Annotated in this window: 18 protein-coding genes; 8 read left to right on the forward strand and 10 right to left on the reverse strand. The window is 37.4% G+C overall.

Annotated features, from left to right (window positions below; genetic code table 11):
• Positions 1–104 precede the first annotated feature (104 nt).
• The 3 genes from scpB (at position 105) to ACN9MR_RS12145 (ending at position 2,141) form a co-directional block, all read left to right on the forward strand.
• Positions 105–671 carry an SMC-Scp complex subunit ScpB gene (gene scpB / locus ACN9MR_RS12135; RefSeq protein WP_426329939.1) on the forward strand — a complete coding sequence of 189 codons (567 nt, stop codon included), beginning with the start codon at positions 105–107 and terminating at the stop codon, positions 669–671.
• A gap of 87 nt (positions 672–758) precedes the next feature.
• Entirely contained in the window at positions 759–950 is a 192-nt protein-coding gene (locus ACN9MR_RS12140; RefSeq protein ID WP_057935224.1) for a hypothetical protein, read from the forward strand.
• A 72-nt stretch (positions 951–1,022) separates the two neighbouring features.
• Entirely contained in the window at positions 1,023–2,141 is a 1,119-nt protein-coding gene (locus ACN9MR_RS12145; protein ID WP_426329940.1) for a GNAT family N-acetyltransferase, read from the forward strand.
• Between the two features lie 140 nt (positions 2,142–2,281).
• On the opposite strand, the gene ACN9MR_RS12150 is transcribed toward ACN9MR_RS12145, so the two are convergent.
• The 8 genes from ACN9MR_RS12150 to ACN9MR_RS12185 all read right to left on the reverse strand — a co-directional run bounded on the left by ACN9MR_RS12150 (position 2,282) and on the right by ACN9MR_RS12185 (position 8,840).
• Positions 2,282–3,214 carry an EamA family transporter gene (locus ACN9MR_RS12150; RefSeq protein WP_426329941.1) on the reverse strand — a complete coding sequence of 311 codons (933 nt, stop codon included), beginning with the start codon at positions 3,212–3,214 and terminating at the stop codon, positions 2,282–2,284.
• A 4-nt stretch (positions 3,215–3,218) separates the two neighbouring features.
• Complete coding sequence (locus tag ACN9MR_RS12155; RefSeq protein ID WP_426329942.1) at positions 3,219–3,698, reverse strand: Lrp/AsnC family transcriptional regulator; 480 nt, start codon at positions 3,696–3,698, stop codon at positions 3,219–3,221.
• 119 nt (positions 3,699–3,817) lie between these two features.
• Entirely contained in the window at positions 3,818–4,138 is a 321-nt protein-coding gene (locus ACN9MR_RS12160; RefSeq protein WP_057935228.1) for a helix-turn-helix domain-containing protein, read from the reverse strand.
• Between the two features lie 113 nt (positions 4,139–4,251).
• A complete protein-coding gene (locus ACN9MR_RS12165) occupies positions 4,252–5,604 on the reverse strand; it encodes a UDP-N-acetylmuramate--L-alanine ligase (protein ID WP_426329943.1) in 1,353 nt (450 codons plus the stop codon).
• A gap of 89 nt (positions 5,605–5,693) precedes the next feature.
• Positions 5,694–6,542: a 50S ribosomal protein L11 methyltransferase gene (prmA, locus tag ACN9MR_RS12170; protein WP_426329944.1), complete on the reverse strand. Its 849-nt coding sequence runs from the start codon at positions 6,540–6,542 to the stop codon at positions 5,694–5,696.
• Positions 6,543–7,304: a triose-phosphate isomerase gene (gene tpiA / locus ACN9MR_RS12175; protein ID WP_426329945.1), complete on the reverse strand. Its 762-nt coding sequence runs from the start codon at positions 7,302–7,304 to the stop codon at positions 6,543–6,545.
• Between the two features lie 47 nt (positions 7,305–7,351).
• Positions 7,352–8,518: a putative sugar nucleotidyl transferase gene (locus ACN9MR_RS12180; RefSeq protein ID WP_426329946.1), complete on the reverse strand. Its 1,167-nt coding sequence runs from the start codon at positions 8,516–8,518 to the stop codon at positions 7,352–7,354.
• A 73-nt stretch (positions 8,519–8,591) separates the two neighbouring features.
• Positions 8,592–8,840 carry a type B 50S ribosomal protein L31 gene (locus tag ACN9MR_RS12185; protein WP_025142617.1) on the reverse strand — a complete coding sequence of 83 codons (249 nt, stop codon included), beginning with the start codon at positions 8,838–8,840 and terminating at the stop codon, positions 8,592–8,594.
• 318 nt (positions 8,841–9,158) lie between these two features.
• Here ACN9MR_RS12185 and ACN9MR_RS12190 point away from each other — a divergent pair, with 318 nt between their 5' ends.
• Entirely contained in the window at positions 9,159–9,326 is a 168-nt protein-coding gene (locus ACN9MR_RS12190; RefSeq protein WP_426329947.1) for a hypothetical protein, read from the forward strand.
• Positions 9,327–9,335: 9 nt separating this feature from the next.
• On the forward strand, positions 9,336–10,025 hold the full coding sequence (locus tag ACN9MR_RS12195) for a hypothetical protein (RefSeq protein WP_426329948.1): 690 nt from the start codon (positions 9,336–9,338) through the stop codon (positions 10,023–10,025).
• A gap of 10 nt (positions 10,026–10,035) precedes the next feature.
• On the opposite strand, the gene ACN9MR_RS12200 is transcribed toward ACN9MR_RS12195, so the two are convergent.
• A complete protein-coding gene (locus ACN9MR_RS12200) occupies positions 10,036–10,320 on the reverse strand; it encodes a hypothetical protein (protein ID WP_426329949.1) in 285 nt (94 codons plus the stop codon).
• Positions 10,321–10,604: 284 nt separating this feature from the next.
• Complete coding sequence (gene mce / locus ACN9MR_RS12205) at positions 10,605–11,012, reverse strand: methylmalonyl-CoA epimerase (protein ID WP_426329950.1); 408 nt, start codon at positions 11,010–11,012, stop codon at positions 10,605–10,607.
• A 117-nt stretch (positions 11,013–11,129) separates the two neighbouring features.
• Here mce and ACN9MR_RS12210 point away from each other — a divergent pair, with 117 nt between their 5' ends.
• The 3 genes from ACN9MR_RS12210 (at position 11,130) to ACN9MR_RS12220 (ending at position 13,270) form a co-directional block, all read left to right on the forward strand.
• Positions 11,130–12,341, forward strand: a complete 1,212-nt coding sequence (locus ACN9MR_RS12210; protein WP_426329951.1) for an IscS subfamily cysteine desulfurase — start codon at positions 11,130–11,132, stop codon at positions 12,339–12,341.
• 110 nt (positions 12,342–12,451) lie between these two features.
• Positions 12,452–12,865, forward strand: a complete 414-nt coding sequence (gene iscU, locus ACN9MR_RS12215; RefSeq protein ID WP_426329952.1) for a Fe-S cluster assembly scaffold IscU — start codon at positions 12,452–12,454, stop codon at positions 12,863–12,865.
• A 78-nt stretch (positions 12,866–12,943) separates the two neighbouring features.
• Complete coding sequence (locus ACN9MR_RS12220) at positions 12,944–13,270, forward strand: HesB/IscA family protein (protein WP_025142623.1); 327 nt, start codon at positions 12,944–12,946, stop codon at positions 13,268–13,270.
• Positions 13,271–13,314 lie beyond the last annotated feature (44 nt).

Here is a 13,314-nt window from a genome sequence, read left to right on the forward strand (position 1 = left end):
ACCTAAAACTATATCTTAATTCAGGTTTCATTTGTGTGTTGAAAGCGGTCTTGTTTTTAAAAGCGAGACCGCTTTTTTTATGCCCAAAAATTCTATTTTTGTATATGCTCAATCACAACATCACCAGGCACATCGAAGCACTCGTATTTTCTTCCAGCCAAAGCATAGGTACACAAGAAATTATACTTGCCCTAAATGCCGTTTTTAACGAAGAATTTACCGAAACGCAAATATTCGAAAGCATAGAGCAGATTAAGGAAAAATATGGCCATGATGATTTTGCTATTGAATTGGTATTCTTAAACAATGGTTACCAGTTTCTCACCAAAAAAGATTACCATGAAACGGTTAATCAACTTCAGTTACACCGCTCGAAGAAAAAATTAAGTCAGGCCGCGATGGAAACGCTTGCCATTATTGCCTACCGCCAACCGATAACCAAATTGGAAATCGAACAGATTAGAGGTGTAAATTCAGATTATTCAGTGCAACGCCTGCTGGAAAAAGAACTAATTAGTATCGATGGAAAAGCAGAAACGCCCGGCCGACCTATCCTATACAGCACAAGCACATTATTTATGGATTATTTTGGTTTAAATAACCTAAATCAGCTTCCTCAATTAAAAGACCTCGTAAAAGAGGAAAATACCGTTGGAGAAAATGTGGAATAAATAAATTAATTTCTTTGCTTCCAGATTGTTATTAAAAAAAGTTTTTTTGTATTTTTAAACTATAAAAGCAATTTTTATTTTTGTGTTATGAAAGCGCCAAAGAAACTCCCAACTAAGCCGACTACCAAGAAACAGGTAGACGAAGATGATGATCTTGAAGATGACGATATTCAAACAACGAAAAAGAAGCCTCAAGATGATGATGATGATGATTTTGATATGCCATTAGATGATCTTGACAACTTCGATAATTTCGACGATGACGACGACGACTATTAGTATTTAAAAAACATATATTTGAAAAAGCATCCGCCCGCTTGGTAGGATGCTTTTTAATTTTAAAATCTGCCCATGCAAGTTATATCAGTAAGCAATTCATCACTAAAAAAAGACTTTCTAAACACTCCCAAAATCCTATATAAAAACGACAAAAACTGGATCTGTCCATTGGATAGTGAGGTTGAAAATGTTTTTAACCCAGAAAAAAACACCTTTTTTGCACATGGAAAATGTACACGTTGGGTTTTAAAAGATGATGCAGGAAAACTGATTGGCCGTGTAGCTGCTTTTATTAATGAGAAAAAAGCCTACCACTATGATCAACCAACCGGTGGTATGGGATTTTTTGAATGCATTGATGATGAAAAAGCTGCCTTTCTTTTGTTCGATACAGCTAAAAACTGGTTGGCCGAAAACGGAATGAAGGCAATGGACGGACCGATTAATTTTGGCGAAAACGATAGCTTCTGGGGCCTATTGGTTGAGGGCTTTACCCCCCCTTCTTTCGGCATGAACTATAACTTTCCATATTATCAGAAATTTTTCGAGAAATATGGCTTCATTACTGAATACGAACAATTAACTAACCATATTAACTTAACCATCCCCTTCCCAGAACGTTTTACAAAAATTGCCAACTGGGTAAGAAATAAACCAGGTTATACTTTCGAATATTTCAGCAAGGCCAATTCGAGCAAATACATTAATGATTTAATGGAAATCTACAATGATGGCTGGCAGGATTTTGAAAACTTTGTGCCTATTAAAAAGGAAACGCTCGAAGAAAGCTTTAAAAGTATGGAACCCATTATGGATGAACATTTGATCCAGTTTGCCTACTTTAATGGCGAACCAGCATCTTTTGTAGTATTGATTCCCGATGCGAACCAGATGATAAAAGGTTTTGATGGTAAACTGGGCCTGATTGAAAAATTAAAGTTCGCCTACCGTCGTTGGGTTGGCGTTACCCGCATGAGGGCAATTGTAATGGGTACCAAACCTAAGTTCCAAAAACATGGCTTGGAGTCGGTTCTTTTTATCCGCTTAGGCGAATACGTACTTCCTAAAAACCAGTACAAAGAACTTGAATTGAGTTGGGTAGGCGATTTTAACGAACAGATGATTGCGATCCATAAAGCCACCGGTGCTACCTTTGGTAAAAAGCACCTTACCATGCGCAAAATCTTTTAAATTAATCGTCATTGCGAGAAGGCTTTTTCAGCCGACAGCCTGTCCCGACCTTTCGGGGAAGCAATCTTAATTCGGTAGTATTTATCTAATCAAAAGATTGCTTCGTCATTCCTTCTCGCAATGACGATTTTACCGAGAACTTAGCCTGCGCTTTTATATTTCGGCAAATTTATCAAGAGTACACTCCCCAAAATAATCACCAAACCAATAATCTGGGTAAGGCCGATTACTTCGTTGGTAAAAGTTAAACTTAACAAAACAGCTACTACCGGGTTTACATAAGCATAAGTGCTCACTTGCGTAGCCGGACGTACTTTAAGCAGCCATACATAAGCACTAAATGCTGCAATTGAACCAAACAGAATAAGGTAAACGATAGATAACCAGGCATCAAGCGATATGCTTCCCCAATCGAGCAATTTAAACTCAGATTTGAAAAATCCTCCAGGCAAAAAAGCCAAACTGGCCATCAACATCTGCCAGCCTGTATTAACAGAAACCGAACTACCAGTAGTGGGATGATATTTCGAATAAAGTGATCCCCCAGCCCAGGCTATTGGTCCGAAAACAAGTAATACCATACCTACAATCTGCAGATTACTTTGTGGTTTATCAAGCACTTGTACAATCTGGCCCCCAAACAAGAGCACCACACCTAAAAAGCCGATTACTAAACCTGATACAATATACTTATTGCTCAGGTTTTCTTTCCAATGCGATTTATCTAAAATAACGAACCATATTGCTGCTGAGGCAACCATAATAGCCACTAAACCACTTGGAATAAACTGCTCTACCCAAATTACGATTCCATTGCCCAAACCCAACATTAAAATACCGCTTACTGCAGCAATTTTGATGGTTTTTAGGTTAAAAATATCTTCTCCCTTAATCTTGCACCAGCCTAACATCAGCACTCCCGCAATAGAAAAACGGAAAGCGCCTAAAATAAAAGGCGGGAAACCAGCCAATGCTTTTTGGATAAAAAAGTAGGTAGAGCCCCAAACGATGTATACGATAGCAAATGCGAGGTAAACCATTACTGGAGATGCTGTTTTATTTAAATTTGACATATGCTTATTTTTCAGGGATTACTAATTTTTGTTGTTCTTTCACGGTCTCCAGCACAATCGTGGTTTTAACCGATAAAATATTCGGAATCTTGCTAAATTCATCCCGCAGTAAAGCCATCAACGAGGCAGAATCTGCTGTCCTCACCTTAATCAGAAAGCAATCATCGCCTGCAATTACGTGTACTTCTTGCACATCAGGTATTTTTGCCAGTTCGTTTGCGGTATCACTACAGCCCAAACTTTGAGATGATTTCATTGAAATAAAGGCAAGTAATTTTAAATCGAGTGCAACAGGATTTATCCGGGCATTATATTGGGTAATTATATTCTTCTTTTCCAATTTCTTTACCCGTTCCAATACTGCTGAAGGAACCAGGTCTAACGCTTTCGCTAAATCTACATTCGAGATCCGCGCATTATCCTGCATAAGTCTGAGTATAGCCAGATCGATATGATCCAAACTAAAATTGTTTTCGATTACCATTCTATAAAACTATAAATTTTAAGAATAAAATTCAAAATATTTTAATTAAAAATGAATTTTATTCTTTATTATAATTTTTAAATGATAATTAGTCGGTACAAAAATAAATAAACCGCATTTTATATCCCTAGTTTATCATACAGATCGATCACTTTTTTACGGAGCTTATTAAGCTCCTCTTCTTTTTCAATCAGTTCTTTTTTAAGTGCAACGAGTTCTTCTGAGGAGTCTGGTGTTGCTGATTGTCCGGCGATCAGCTGCATTACCGGAACCTTAAATGTTTTGGAAATCTGGAGTAACCGGGAGATATTGAGATCGGTTTGGCCCGTCTCAATTTTACAAAAGGCCGGAGTAGAAATATTTAGCTTTTTAGCAGCATCGGCCTGACTTAAACCCAAAGCCAGCCTGCTTTGCTTAATGTGATCTCCGATACTTTTCATAATTTTTCAGATATGAGATACTAGATTTAAGATATGACGCGCACATATCAAGAGATGCACCAAAGACATGAGATCTGAGCAAATGGATTCGTCTCAAATCTCATGTCTCAGGCTCACTTTTCTAGAGCAGCTGCCAGTTCCGGTAAATCGAAACCTGCGTAATTACCAGAGCTCATCATGAGTAGATTAGCGTTTTTATAATTCAAGCTTAACAAATAAGCTTTTAATTTTGCTGCATCATTAAAAAATTTCAGTTTTGGATTAGCAAAAGCCTGCTGAACATCGTCTTCAGAAAAAGGTTCCATCCGCTTTTGTTCGAAAGATTTAATATCGATAAATACAATTGCCTCATCGGCTTTATCCATAGCACCTGTATATTCTTTCAGGAAATCCTTGTTCAAACTGCTAAAAGTATGCAATTCGATACAAGCAACCAGTTTTCGGTTGGCAAACTGTCCTTTAACAGCATCGATAGTAGCTTTTAATTTTGATGGTGAATGCGCAAAATCTTTATAAACGTTTGTAGATTCGTCAGCTGAGATGACCTCTAAACGTTTAGCGGCACCAGTAAATGAAGAAATAGCTATATCAAACTCAGCTTCACTGATTTCCAATTGTTCGCATACCAATTTAGCTGCATTCAGGTTCATCAGGTTGTGATCACCAAATATCTTTAAAGCTGTTTCTTGTGGAAGCAAGTACGTTATTCCATTTCTGATTTCATGCGCAGGAATAGCATAAGCAATTTTGGTAACATTAGCTTTTGATTGTGTTACAATTTCATTTAAATCAGCATCTGCTTCACAATAAATCAAAGTTCCGTTATCCTCAATCGTATCGATAAATTTATCAAACTGCGAAGTATAATCGGCATAGGTTGGAAAAACGTTGATGTGATCCCATGCAATACCACTAATTACAGCCACATTTGCCTTATAAAGATGAAATTTAGGTCTTCTATCAATCGGTGAAGATAAATACTCATCTCCTTCTATAATCATTACCGGTGCTTCTTCGGTAACCTTTACCATGGTTTCGAAGCCGGCCAGCTGCGCACCAACCAAATAATCGAAATCGCGTTTATAGTAATTAAGCACATGCAAAATCATACTAGTGATAGTTGTTTTACCATGACTACCGCCAATGACTACACGTAATTTATTTTTACTTTGCTCGTAAATGTATTCAGGATAAGAATAGATTTTAACGCCTAATTCTTGTGCTTTCAATAACTCTGGATTATCGATCCGGGCGTGCATGCCCAAAATTACAGCATCCAGATTGTTTGAAATGCGGTTTTCATCCCAACCCATTTCAGCAGGCAATAGCCCATATTTATCTAAACGGGATTTTGCAGGCTCGAAAATCACATCATCAGATCCCGAAATTTGATACCCTTTTTTATGTAAGGCGATGGCCAGATTGTGCATTGCACTTCCACCAATCGCAATAAAATGTATGCGCATATTTATTATTTTAGATTTCAGACAGGAGATATGAGATTTGAGACAAAAGGCTGGAGAACAAATCACCCTTTCCCCCTTGCCTTAAGCCTTTAACCTTCTACCTTCTTTTCAAACTGAGCCGCAACCCAATCGCCATTTTGTTTATGATCGATGTATTTGATGCCGTATTTAGCACATTCAGCAGTAATCATTCCTAAATCAGGATCTAAATAAAATCCGCTGAAGAAAATTTTGCCTCCAGCTTTCAACACCTCGGCGTAACGGTGAATCTGATCAAGCAGGATATTTCGATTGATATTGGCAAAAATAACATCATATTCTTCGTTAGGAATAACCTCTTTACTACCGCAAAGCGCCTTTAGATTATCTACCTGGTTAAGTGAAGCATTTTCTATGGTACTTTCGTAACAGATATCATCATAATCGATGGCCATTAAGCTTTTAGCACCCAGTTTTGCAGCCAGAATAGCCAAAATCCCAGTGCCACAGCCCATATCAAGGATATTTTTATCCTTTAAATCGGCAGCTAAAATATACTGCATTACCATTGTGGTTGTTTGATGATGACCAGTACCAAAGGCCATTTTAGGATCGATTACGATCTCGTACGGATACGATGGCTGAGGCTCATGAAAGGTTGCCCTTACATAACATACATCATCAATAATCAGCGGACTAAAATTTTTCTCCCATTCGGCATTCCAGTTTTCGTCGGCAACATCTTCTAAAGTATATGCTGTTGCAAATTCTTCACTATAATTTGCCAAGAGCCCTTTTAATTCCTGCTCGTTAAAATTGTCTTTGATTACGAAAGCCGTAAAACCACCCTCACTATCTTCGAAAGTATCGAAGCCTAAATCGGCAAGATCGCTGATGAGCAGATCCTGTTGATAATCTTCGATACTTTTGAATGTAAATATTGCTTTTGTGTATTGCATTTAGCTATTTAATGCTTTAATAATATCTGTAAAATCGCGTGATTTTAATGATGCACCACCAATTAGGCCGCCATCAATATCGTTTTGAGAAAATAAGCTTGCAGCGTTACTCGGGTTACAGCTACCACCGTATAAAATAGTTGTATCATCAGCCACGTTAAAACCATAGTTGGCTTGAATTTCACTGCGGATAAAAGCATGGATATCTTGCGCTTGCTCTGGAGAAGCAGTTAAACCTGTACCGATAGCCCAAACTGGCTCGTAAGCAATAACCAATTTCTTAAAGTCTTCTTCAGTTAAACTAAAAATACCTTCTACCAATTGTTTTTTTAGTACTTCATAATAGCTGCCGTTGTTACGCTCGTCTAAAGTTTCGCCGATACAGAAAATTGGTGTTAGGCCATTCGCCAAAGCAACTTTAGTTTTTTCAGCTAATAAAGCATCGCTTTCAGCGAAATATTGTCTGCGTTCTGAGTGACCTAAAATAACATATTCTGCACCAACAGATTTCACCATTTTAGCTGAGGTTTCGCCTGTATATGCACCACTTTCTTTATCACTAATATTTTGAGCGCCAATTTTAACATCGTTACCACCCAATTTTGCCAAGCTGTTTAAGTGAATAAACGGCGAGCAAATAATAGCCAGCTGATCGCCTTTGCGCTCATCTTTAACCATATTTACGATTTCGCTGAATAACGAAACACCTTCGTTATAATCTAAATTCATTTTCCAGTTACCGGCAACAATCTTTTTTCTCATTTTGTATTATTTAATGCTTGGTTGATCTTTCCAGATCGGGTTTTATATTAAAATCGTCTATACGATTCAGTTAATTCAAATACTTTAGTAATAATATCCTTTTCTACTTCATCAAAAGTTATATTTTTCCGGGCAAATACCTTTTCGGTTGTTTCGAACATTTTGTTTAACTTATAGATATCGAAACCGCTGGCACCTCCCCAGCTAAAATCCGGTATATGGTTTGGAGGGAAGCCTGCACCAAAAACATTGGCTCCAATACCAACCACACTCCCCGTGTTAAACATGGTATTTATGCCCGATTTAGCGTGATCGGCCATAATTAAACCACAAAACTGCAGGTTAGTATTACGCATTTTTTTACTTTCGTAATCGTAAAGTTTTACTTCGGCATAGTTATTTTTCAAATTCGAGTTGTTGGTATCGGCACCTATATTGCACCACTCGCCCATTACCGAATTGCCCAAATAACCCTCATGGCCCTTGGCCGAATTGCCCCAGATTACCGAATTGTTAATTTCGCCTCCTGCACGGCTATTCGGACCTATGGTAGTACCTGAATATATTTTGGCCCCCATTTTTATAGAGGAGTTATCACAAAGTGCAAAGGATCCCCTTATTAAAGAACCTTCCCAAACCTCAGCATTCTTACCGATATAAATTGGGCCATACGTAGTATTAAAAACGCTGCACTCAGCTTTGGCGCCTTCTTCAAGAAAAATATCATCACCGAGCAACTGGTTGGTACTACTTATCTTTGCTGAGCTGCGTCCTTCGGTCAATAATTTAAAATCTTTTCTGATCTCGCCAGGATTATTCCCAAAAATATGTTCTGGATAAACAATCTGTATAAAATCACTTTTATATTCAACCGGTCTTAATGATTTAACAGATGCTAAATCATGCTGATCTGCGATATATGCGATTATGACATCTCTTTTGTAAAGCACTTCACCTGCTTTAAGTTTATCTACGGCGTTTAGCAAAGCTTCATCCGGACAAACAGAACCGTTTATAAATAAATCGGCATTGGGTTTTGGCGCAAATTTTACAGAGAGGTAATCTTGAGTATGAAAGCCAAAATCGGCTTTTAAATATTTAGCCCATTTCTCGGCAATGGTTAAAATACCAATGCGTAAATCGGCCACAGGCCTGGTAAACGTAAGCGGACGGAGAGATGCCCAGCAAGAATCATCAAAAAGATTGATTGTCATAAGCAACAAAAATAAAAAAAGTCCCGATGCTTTTGGCAAAGGGACTTCAAAAAATGCTTTTTTGTTGCTAAAATTATTTCTTAGCGTAACGGTTTTTGAATTTATCGATACGTCCTGCTGTATCAACCAATTTCATTTTACCAGTATAAAAAGGATGAGAAGTGTGAGAAATCTCTAATTTATAAAGAGGATACTCATTACCATCTTCCCATTTAATTGTTTCTTTAGTATCTACGCAAGATTTTGTTAAGAAAGCATATTCGTTAGACATGTCTTTAAAAACAACTGGTCTGTAGCTTGTTGGGTGCAAATCTTTTTTCATTTGAATATTATTTTTAGTTATTTGTGTGAAAGCATCAAGAACATTTTTGCAATTTGCTGGCAACAACGCTTATGACATTTCCTATTAGTCTTTCTACCTCTATTTTAGAGGATGCAAATATCTTAATTTTATTTTTGATTTACAAGCCTAAATTAAAATTTTAATTATAAGATTTTTGGCATCTGCTTTAGTAAAACTGTTTTAAACAATGTTTATTGTAAAACGATTGCTCCATCCACATATAATGCAGCAAACCTAAACTTTTTTGGACTGCATATTGTTTTTCAGATATTTAAAAAATATGTGTAAATTTGATATATGAGAAAAGATAGCGAGTTTGATGGAATTATCCATTCTAACAGTAGTGGAAAGCTCTACATTAAAAGCCCCGATTTCTTTGCACAGCCAAGGATCAGACAAATGGTGGGCGCTTTAATGGAATCGAGTATTTTCAAAAAGATAGAAAAGGATAAAAACAAGAAATAGCCAATATAGATGCCTTTTAACCTGCTCTTATTTCCTCTTGTAGGCGGCTACTATATTCTTATCAGGTTCAGATACCTTCGATATGTACAATATCGGCTAGAAAGCCAACGTGTATTGTTAAATTCTGCTTTTGCAGGCATCCTGCTTTTAGGTGTATGCTTTTTATTAAGAGGATTATTAATTGCCATCTCTCCTGAAACCGTTGAGCAGCTAAGCAAATTACTTCCCATTCATACACCTTATTTCGGAACCACCAGCATGTCGTTATTTGTGGCGGTAGGCGCAACAGAAATCGCAAATCTTTTTATTAATCGCCTTAAAGCAATAAAAAGGGCAATTGTTACTTCGGGAAATGAATTTGAGCTTCTACTGAGTTCGTCCTTTTTCGATGCCCACCTTTTGCAGTTTACCATGGATAGCGGTAAATTTTACATTGGCTGGGTTAAAGAGCTGCCAAAACCCTTTACTACAAGTTATATCCGCATTAGCCCTGCCTTTAGCGGCTACCGCAAGGTTGACGATAAAGAACTGGTTTTTACCACCCAGTATTTAACGGTTTATGCCAGTTATATTGAAGATGGCTCGGTTGCAAATACAGATGAGTTAAAAACCGACCTCGTACTAAAAGCGGATAAGATCAATTCCATTTCGTTTTTTGATATGGATATGTACAACCGTTTTAATCCTTCGCAAGAATAAGCTTTCACTCCTAATCCTTCTTTTGACTGTATTTTTTCCAGGTTTCTATTTTAGCCATTTGGCGGGCGATATAAGCATCAGCAATTACTTCAGCCGAGCTTGTGCCTTCAACCGTTTCCAGCAGTTCCTTTAATTTATATTGATCTACATCGGCTTTATACAAGATCTGGATCAGTTTAGGGAAGTCGTTATCGATTAAATAAGCAAAGGCATCTACCATTGCATCCCGCAACTGATTCTCAGAAAGATCATCTGGTATATCGAAATCTTTGTTGATGATACTAATTAATGACATAGAATAGGATTTTTGAGATTACAGGATTTTAGGATCAGGGCTTTATGATTACCTTTTTTATGCGATTTGTTTCTACCCAGGAACCACAGCCCAATTTAAATAAACCTGATAAAAGCGGCAGCTCCCGATCCTTCATCGGGACTATAGCGGTTAGCAGGACTGAAGAGGCTATGGAATACAAGACGTTTCGTTTTCAAAATTACAATGAAGTTATTAACCGCTTTAAGATCTCCGCATGCGCGAGGATGACGGCATCGAAAAACTAAACTCCGTCTTCTATCCTTTTAAATCCATTTAATTTCCTGGCAGATCTCGATCAGCACACCATTGGTATCTTTTGGATGAACAAAACACACCATTTTATTATCTGCACCCTTTTTTGGAGAATCGCTGAGCAGCACAAAACCTTCTTTGTGCAGACGTTCCATTTCTGCCAGGATATCATCAACCAGAAAAGCGATATGATGAATTCCCTCCCCTTTTTTTTCGATAAATTTAGCAATTGCACTATCTGGAGCAGTAGCCTGCAGCAGTTCTACCTTGTTTTCGCCAGTTTTAAAGAATGCCGTATTTACAAATTCGGATGCAACTTGCTCAGTTTTATAGCAATCGGTATCCAATAGTTTCTGATAAATAGCTATGGAACTGTTAAGGTCTTTTACCGCGATGCCGATGTGTTCTATCTTATTCATAGATTATAAGGTTAAGTGAATGTAAAAATGCGGCTTTTCTCTATAAGGTCATAGCTATTATTTATAATTGTTAAATAAGTTTTTTCGTATCTTTGTGTTATAATTAACAGAATAGAGATGAAACAGCCGATATATTTAGATAATAATGCAACCACCCCGCTAGATCCAAGGGTGTTGGAAGCAATGCTACCTTACTTTACAGAGAAATTTGGAAATGCCGCAAGTCGTAATCACGCGTTTGGCTGGGTGGCTGAAGAGGGTGTAGATTATGCCCGTGAGCAGGTAGCCAAACTAATCGGCTGTACTGAAAAAGAAATTATTTTTACATCAGGTGCTACTGAAGCCGATAACCTGGCTATTAAAGGTGTATTTGAAATGTACAAAGAAAAAGGTAACCACATTATAACTGCGGTTACTGAACATAAAGCGGTTTTAGATACTTGCAAACACCTGGAGAAAAATGGTGCACGTGTAACTTATTTAGGCGTTAAAGAAGACGGTTTAATTGATTTAGCTGAATTAGAAGCTGCTATGACTCCTGAAACTATTTTGGTTTCGATTATGTATGGCAACAACGAAATCGGTGTAATTCAACCGATTAAAGAAATTGCAGCAATTGCACACAAACATGGTGCTTTATTTATGACTGATGCTACGCAGGCAGTTGGTAAAATTCCGGTTGATGTAAATGCTGATGGTATTGACTTAATGGCTTTCTCGGCACACAAAATGTATGGCCCGAAAGGTGTTGGTGTACTTTACGTTCGCCGTAAAAACCCAAGAGTTAAAGTTACTGCACAAATGGACGGTGGTGGCCACGAGCGCGGAATGCGTTCGGGTACGTTAAACGTTCCTGGTATTGTTGGTTTAGGTAAAGCCTGCGAACTTTGTCGTCTGGAAATGGAAAGCGAATCTGTTCGTTTAGCTGCTTTACGTGATAAATTAGAAACTACTTTGAACAAAATGGAAGAGAGTTATGTTAATGGTAATACACAGCATCGTTTACCACACGTAGCCAATATCTCTTTCAAATATGTTGAAGGTGAAGGTTTAATGATGGCAATGAGTGATTTAGCTGTATCTTCAGGATCGGCTTGTACTTCAGCTTCTTTAGAACCATCATACGTTTTAAAAAGCTTAGGTTTATCGGATGATTTAGCACACTCTTCTATCCGTTATGGTTTAGGAAGGTTCACTACAGAAGCAGAGATCGATCAAGCTATTGAAGTTACTCAAAAAGCGGTTAATCACTTAAGAGAACTTTCTCCACTTTGGGAAATGTTTAAAGAAGGAATTGACCTGAGTAAAATTGAGTGGGCGGAACACTAAGAAAGGCTTAAGGTAGAAGGTTAATCGCCAAACGCTTTACGCAAATCGCCAAACGCTAAGTTGAAAATTAATTAAAAAATTGCTCTGTAAGGAGATAAAAAAATAAAATCATGGCATATTCAGAAAAAGTAATTGACCATTACAATAACCCACGTAACGTAGGTACTTTAAATAAAGACAGCAAATTTGTAGGAACAGGATTAGTTGGTGCACCTGAGTGCGGCGACGTAATGCGTTTACAGATTGAAGTTGGCCAAGACAACGTAATCACTGATGCTAAATTTAAAACATTTGGTTGTGGTTCGGCTATTGCTTCTTCTTCTTTAGCTACAGAATGGTTAAAAGGAAAAACAATTGATGAGGCTTTATCTATTGACAATATGGATATTGTTGAAGAATTGGCTTTACCTCCAGTAAAAATTCACTGCTCAGTTTTGGCAGAAGATGCAATTAAATCGGCCATTAACGATTACCGCGTTAAAAATGGTTTAGAGGCAATTGTGTTAGAAAAATCGCACCATTAATAAGTAACAAGACATAAGTATCTAGTATCAAGACTATAATAATTCAATCTTGATACTAGATACTAAATACTCGATACTATGATCACAATAACAGATAAAGCAAAAGAAAAAATCACCCACTTAATGCAGGATTCGGAAATGGGTTCTGATTACTTTTTACGCGTTTCGGTAAAAGGTGGTGGCTGTTCAGGCTTATCATACAATTTAGATTTTGATAACGAAGAACAAAAAGGCGATCAGTTTTTTGAAGACAGGGGAATCAAAATTGCTTTGGATATGAAATCATTCCTTTATTTAGCCGGAACTGAATTAGATTTTACTGATGGCTTAAATGGAAAAGGTTTTAACTTTATAAACCCGAATGCCAGCCGTAGCTGTGGCTGTGGCGAAAGCTTCTCTGTTTAAAATCTTATAAAACATATTATTTAAGGGCCCCGAAAATTTCGGGG

It is taken from the genome of Pedobacter sp. R-06 (assembly GCF_049913135.1).
Classification (GTDB): domain Bacteria; phylum Bacteroidota; class Bacteroidia; order Sphingobacteriales; family Sphingobacteriaceae; genus Pedobacter.

Bases quoted from the DNA above. Each gene is read 5' to 3' on its own strand.
- ACN9MR_RS12160 (WP_057935228.1), bottom strand. From the start codon at position 4,138: ATGAAAAGTATCGGAGATCACATTAAGCAAAGCAGGCTGGCTTTGGGT.
- ACN9MR_RS12200 (WP_426329949.1), bottom strand. From the start codon at position 10,320: ATGTCATTAATTAGTATCATCAACAAAGATTTCGATATACCAGATGAT.
- ACN9MR_RS12220 (WP_025142623.1), top strand. From the start codon at position 12,944: ATGATCACAATAACAGATAAAGCAAAAGAAAAAATCACCCACTTAATG.
- mce (WP_426329950.1), bottom strand. From the start codon at position 11,012: ATGAATAAGATAGAACACATCGGCATCGCGGTAAAAGACCTTAACAGT.
- ACN9MR_RS12150 (WP_426329941.1), bottom strand. From the start codon at position 3,214: ATGTCAAATTTAAATAAAACAGCATCTCCAGTAATGGTTTACCTCGCA.
- ACN9MR_RS12155 (WP_426329942.1), bottom strand. From the start codon at position 3,698: ATGGTAATCGAAAACAATTTTAGTTTGGATCATATCGATCTGGCTATA.
- ACN9MR_RS12195 (WP_426329948.1), top strand. From the start codon at position 9,336: ATGCCTTTTAACCTGCTCTTATTTCCTCTTGTAGGCGGCTACTATATT.
- ACN9MR_RS12190 (WP_426329947.1), top strand. From the start codon at position 9,159: ATGAGAAAAGATAGCGAGTTTGATGGAATTATCCATTCTAACAGTAGT.
- scpB (WP_426329939.1), top strand. From the start codon at position 105: ATGCTCAATCACAACATCACCAGGCACATCGAAGCACTCGTATTTTCT.
- prmA (WP_426329944.1), bottom strand. From the start codon at position 6,542: ATGCAATACACAAAAGCAATATTTACATTCAAAAGTATCGAAGATTAT.
- ACN9MR_RS12185 (WP_025142617.1), bottom strand. From the start codon at position 8,840: ATGAAAAAAGATTTGCACCCAACAAGCTACAGACCAGTTGTTTTTAAA.
- ACN9MR_RS12145 (WP_426329940.1), top strand. From the start codon at position 1,023: ATGCAAGTTATATCAGTAAGCAATTCATCACTAAAAAAAGACTTTCTA.
- ACN9MR_RS12180 (WP_426329946.1), bottom strand. From the start codon at position 8,518: ATGACAATCAATCTTTTTGATGATTCTTGCTGGGCATCTCTCCGTCCG.
- ACN9MR_RS12140 (WP_057935224.1), top strand. From the start codon at position 759: ATGAAAGCGCCAAAGAAACTCCCAACTAAGCCGACTACCAAGAAACAG.
- ACN9MR_RS12165 (WP_426329943.1), bottom strand. From the start codon at position 5,604: ATGCGCATACATTTTATTGCGATTGGTGGAAGTGCAATGCACAATCTG.
- tpiA (WP_426329945.1), bottom strand. From the start codon at position 7,304: ATGAGAAAAAAGATTGTTGCCGGTAACTGGAAAATGAATTTAGATTAT.
- iscU (WP_426329952.1), top strand. From the start codon at position 12,452: ATGGCATATTCAGAAAAAGTAATTGACCATTACAATAACCCACGTAAC.
- ACN9MR_RS12210 (WP_426329951.1), top strand. From the start codon at position 11,130: ATGAAACAGCCGATATATTTAGATAATAATGCAACCACCCCGCTAGAT.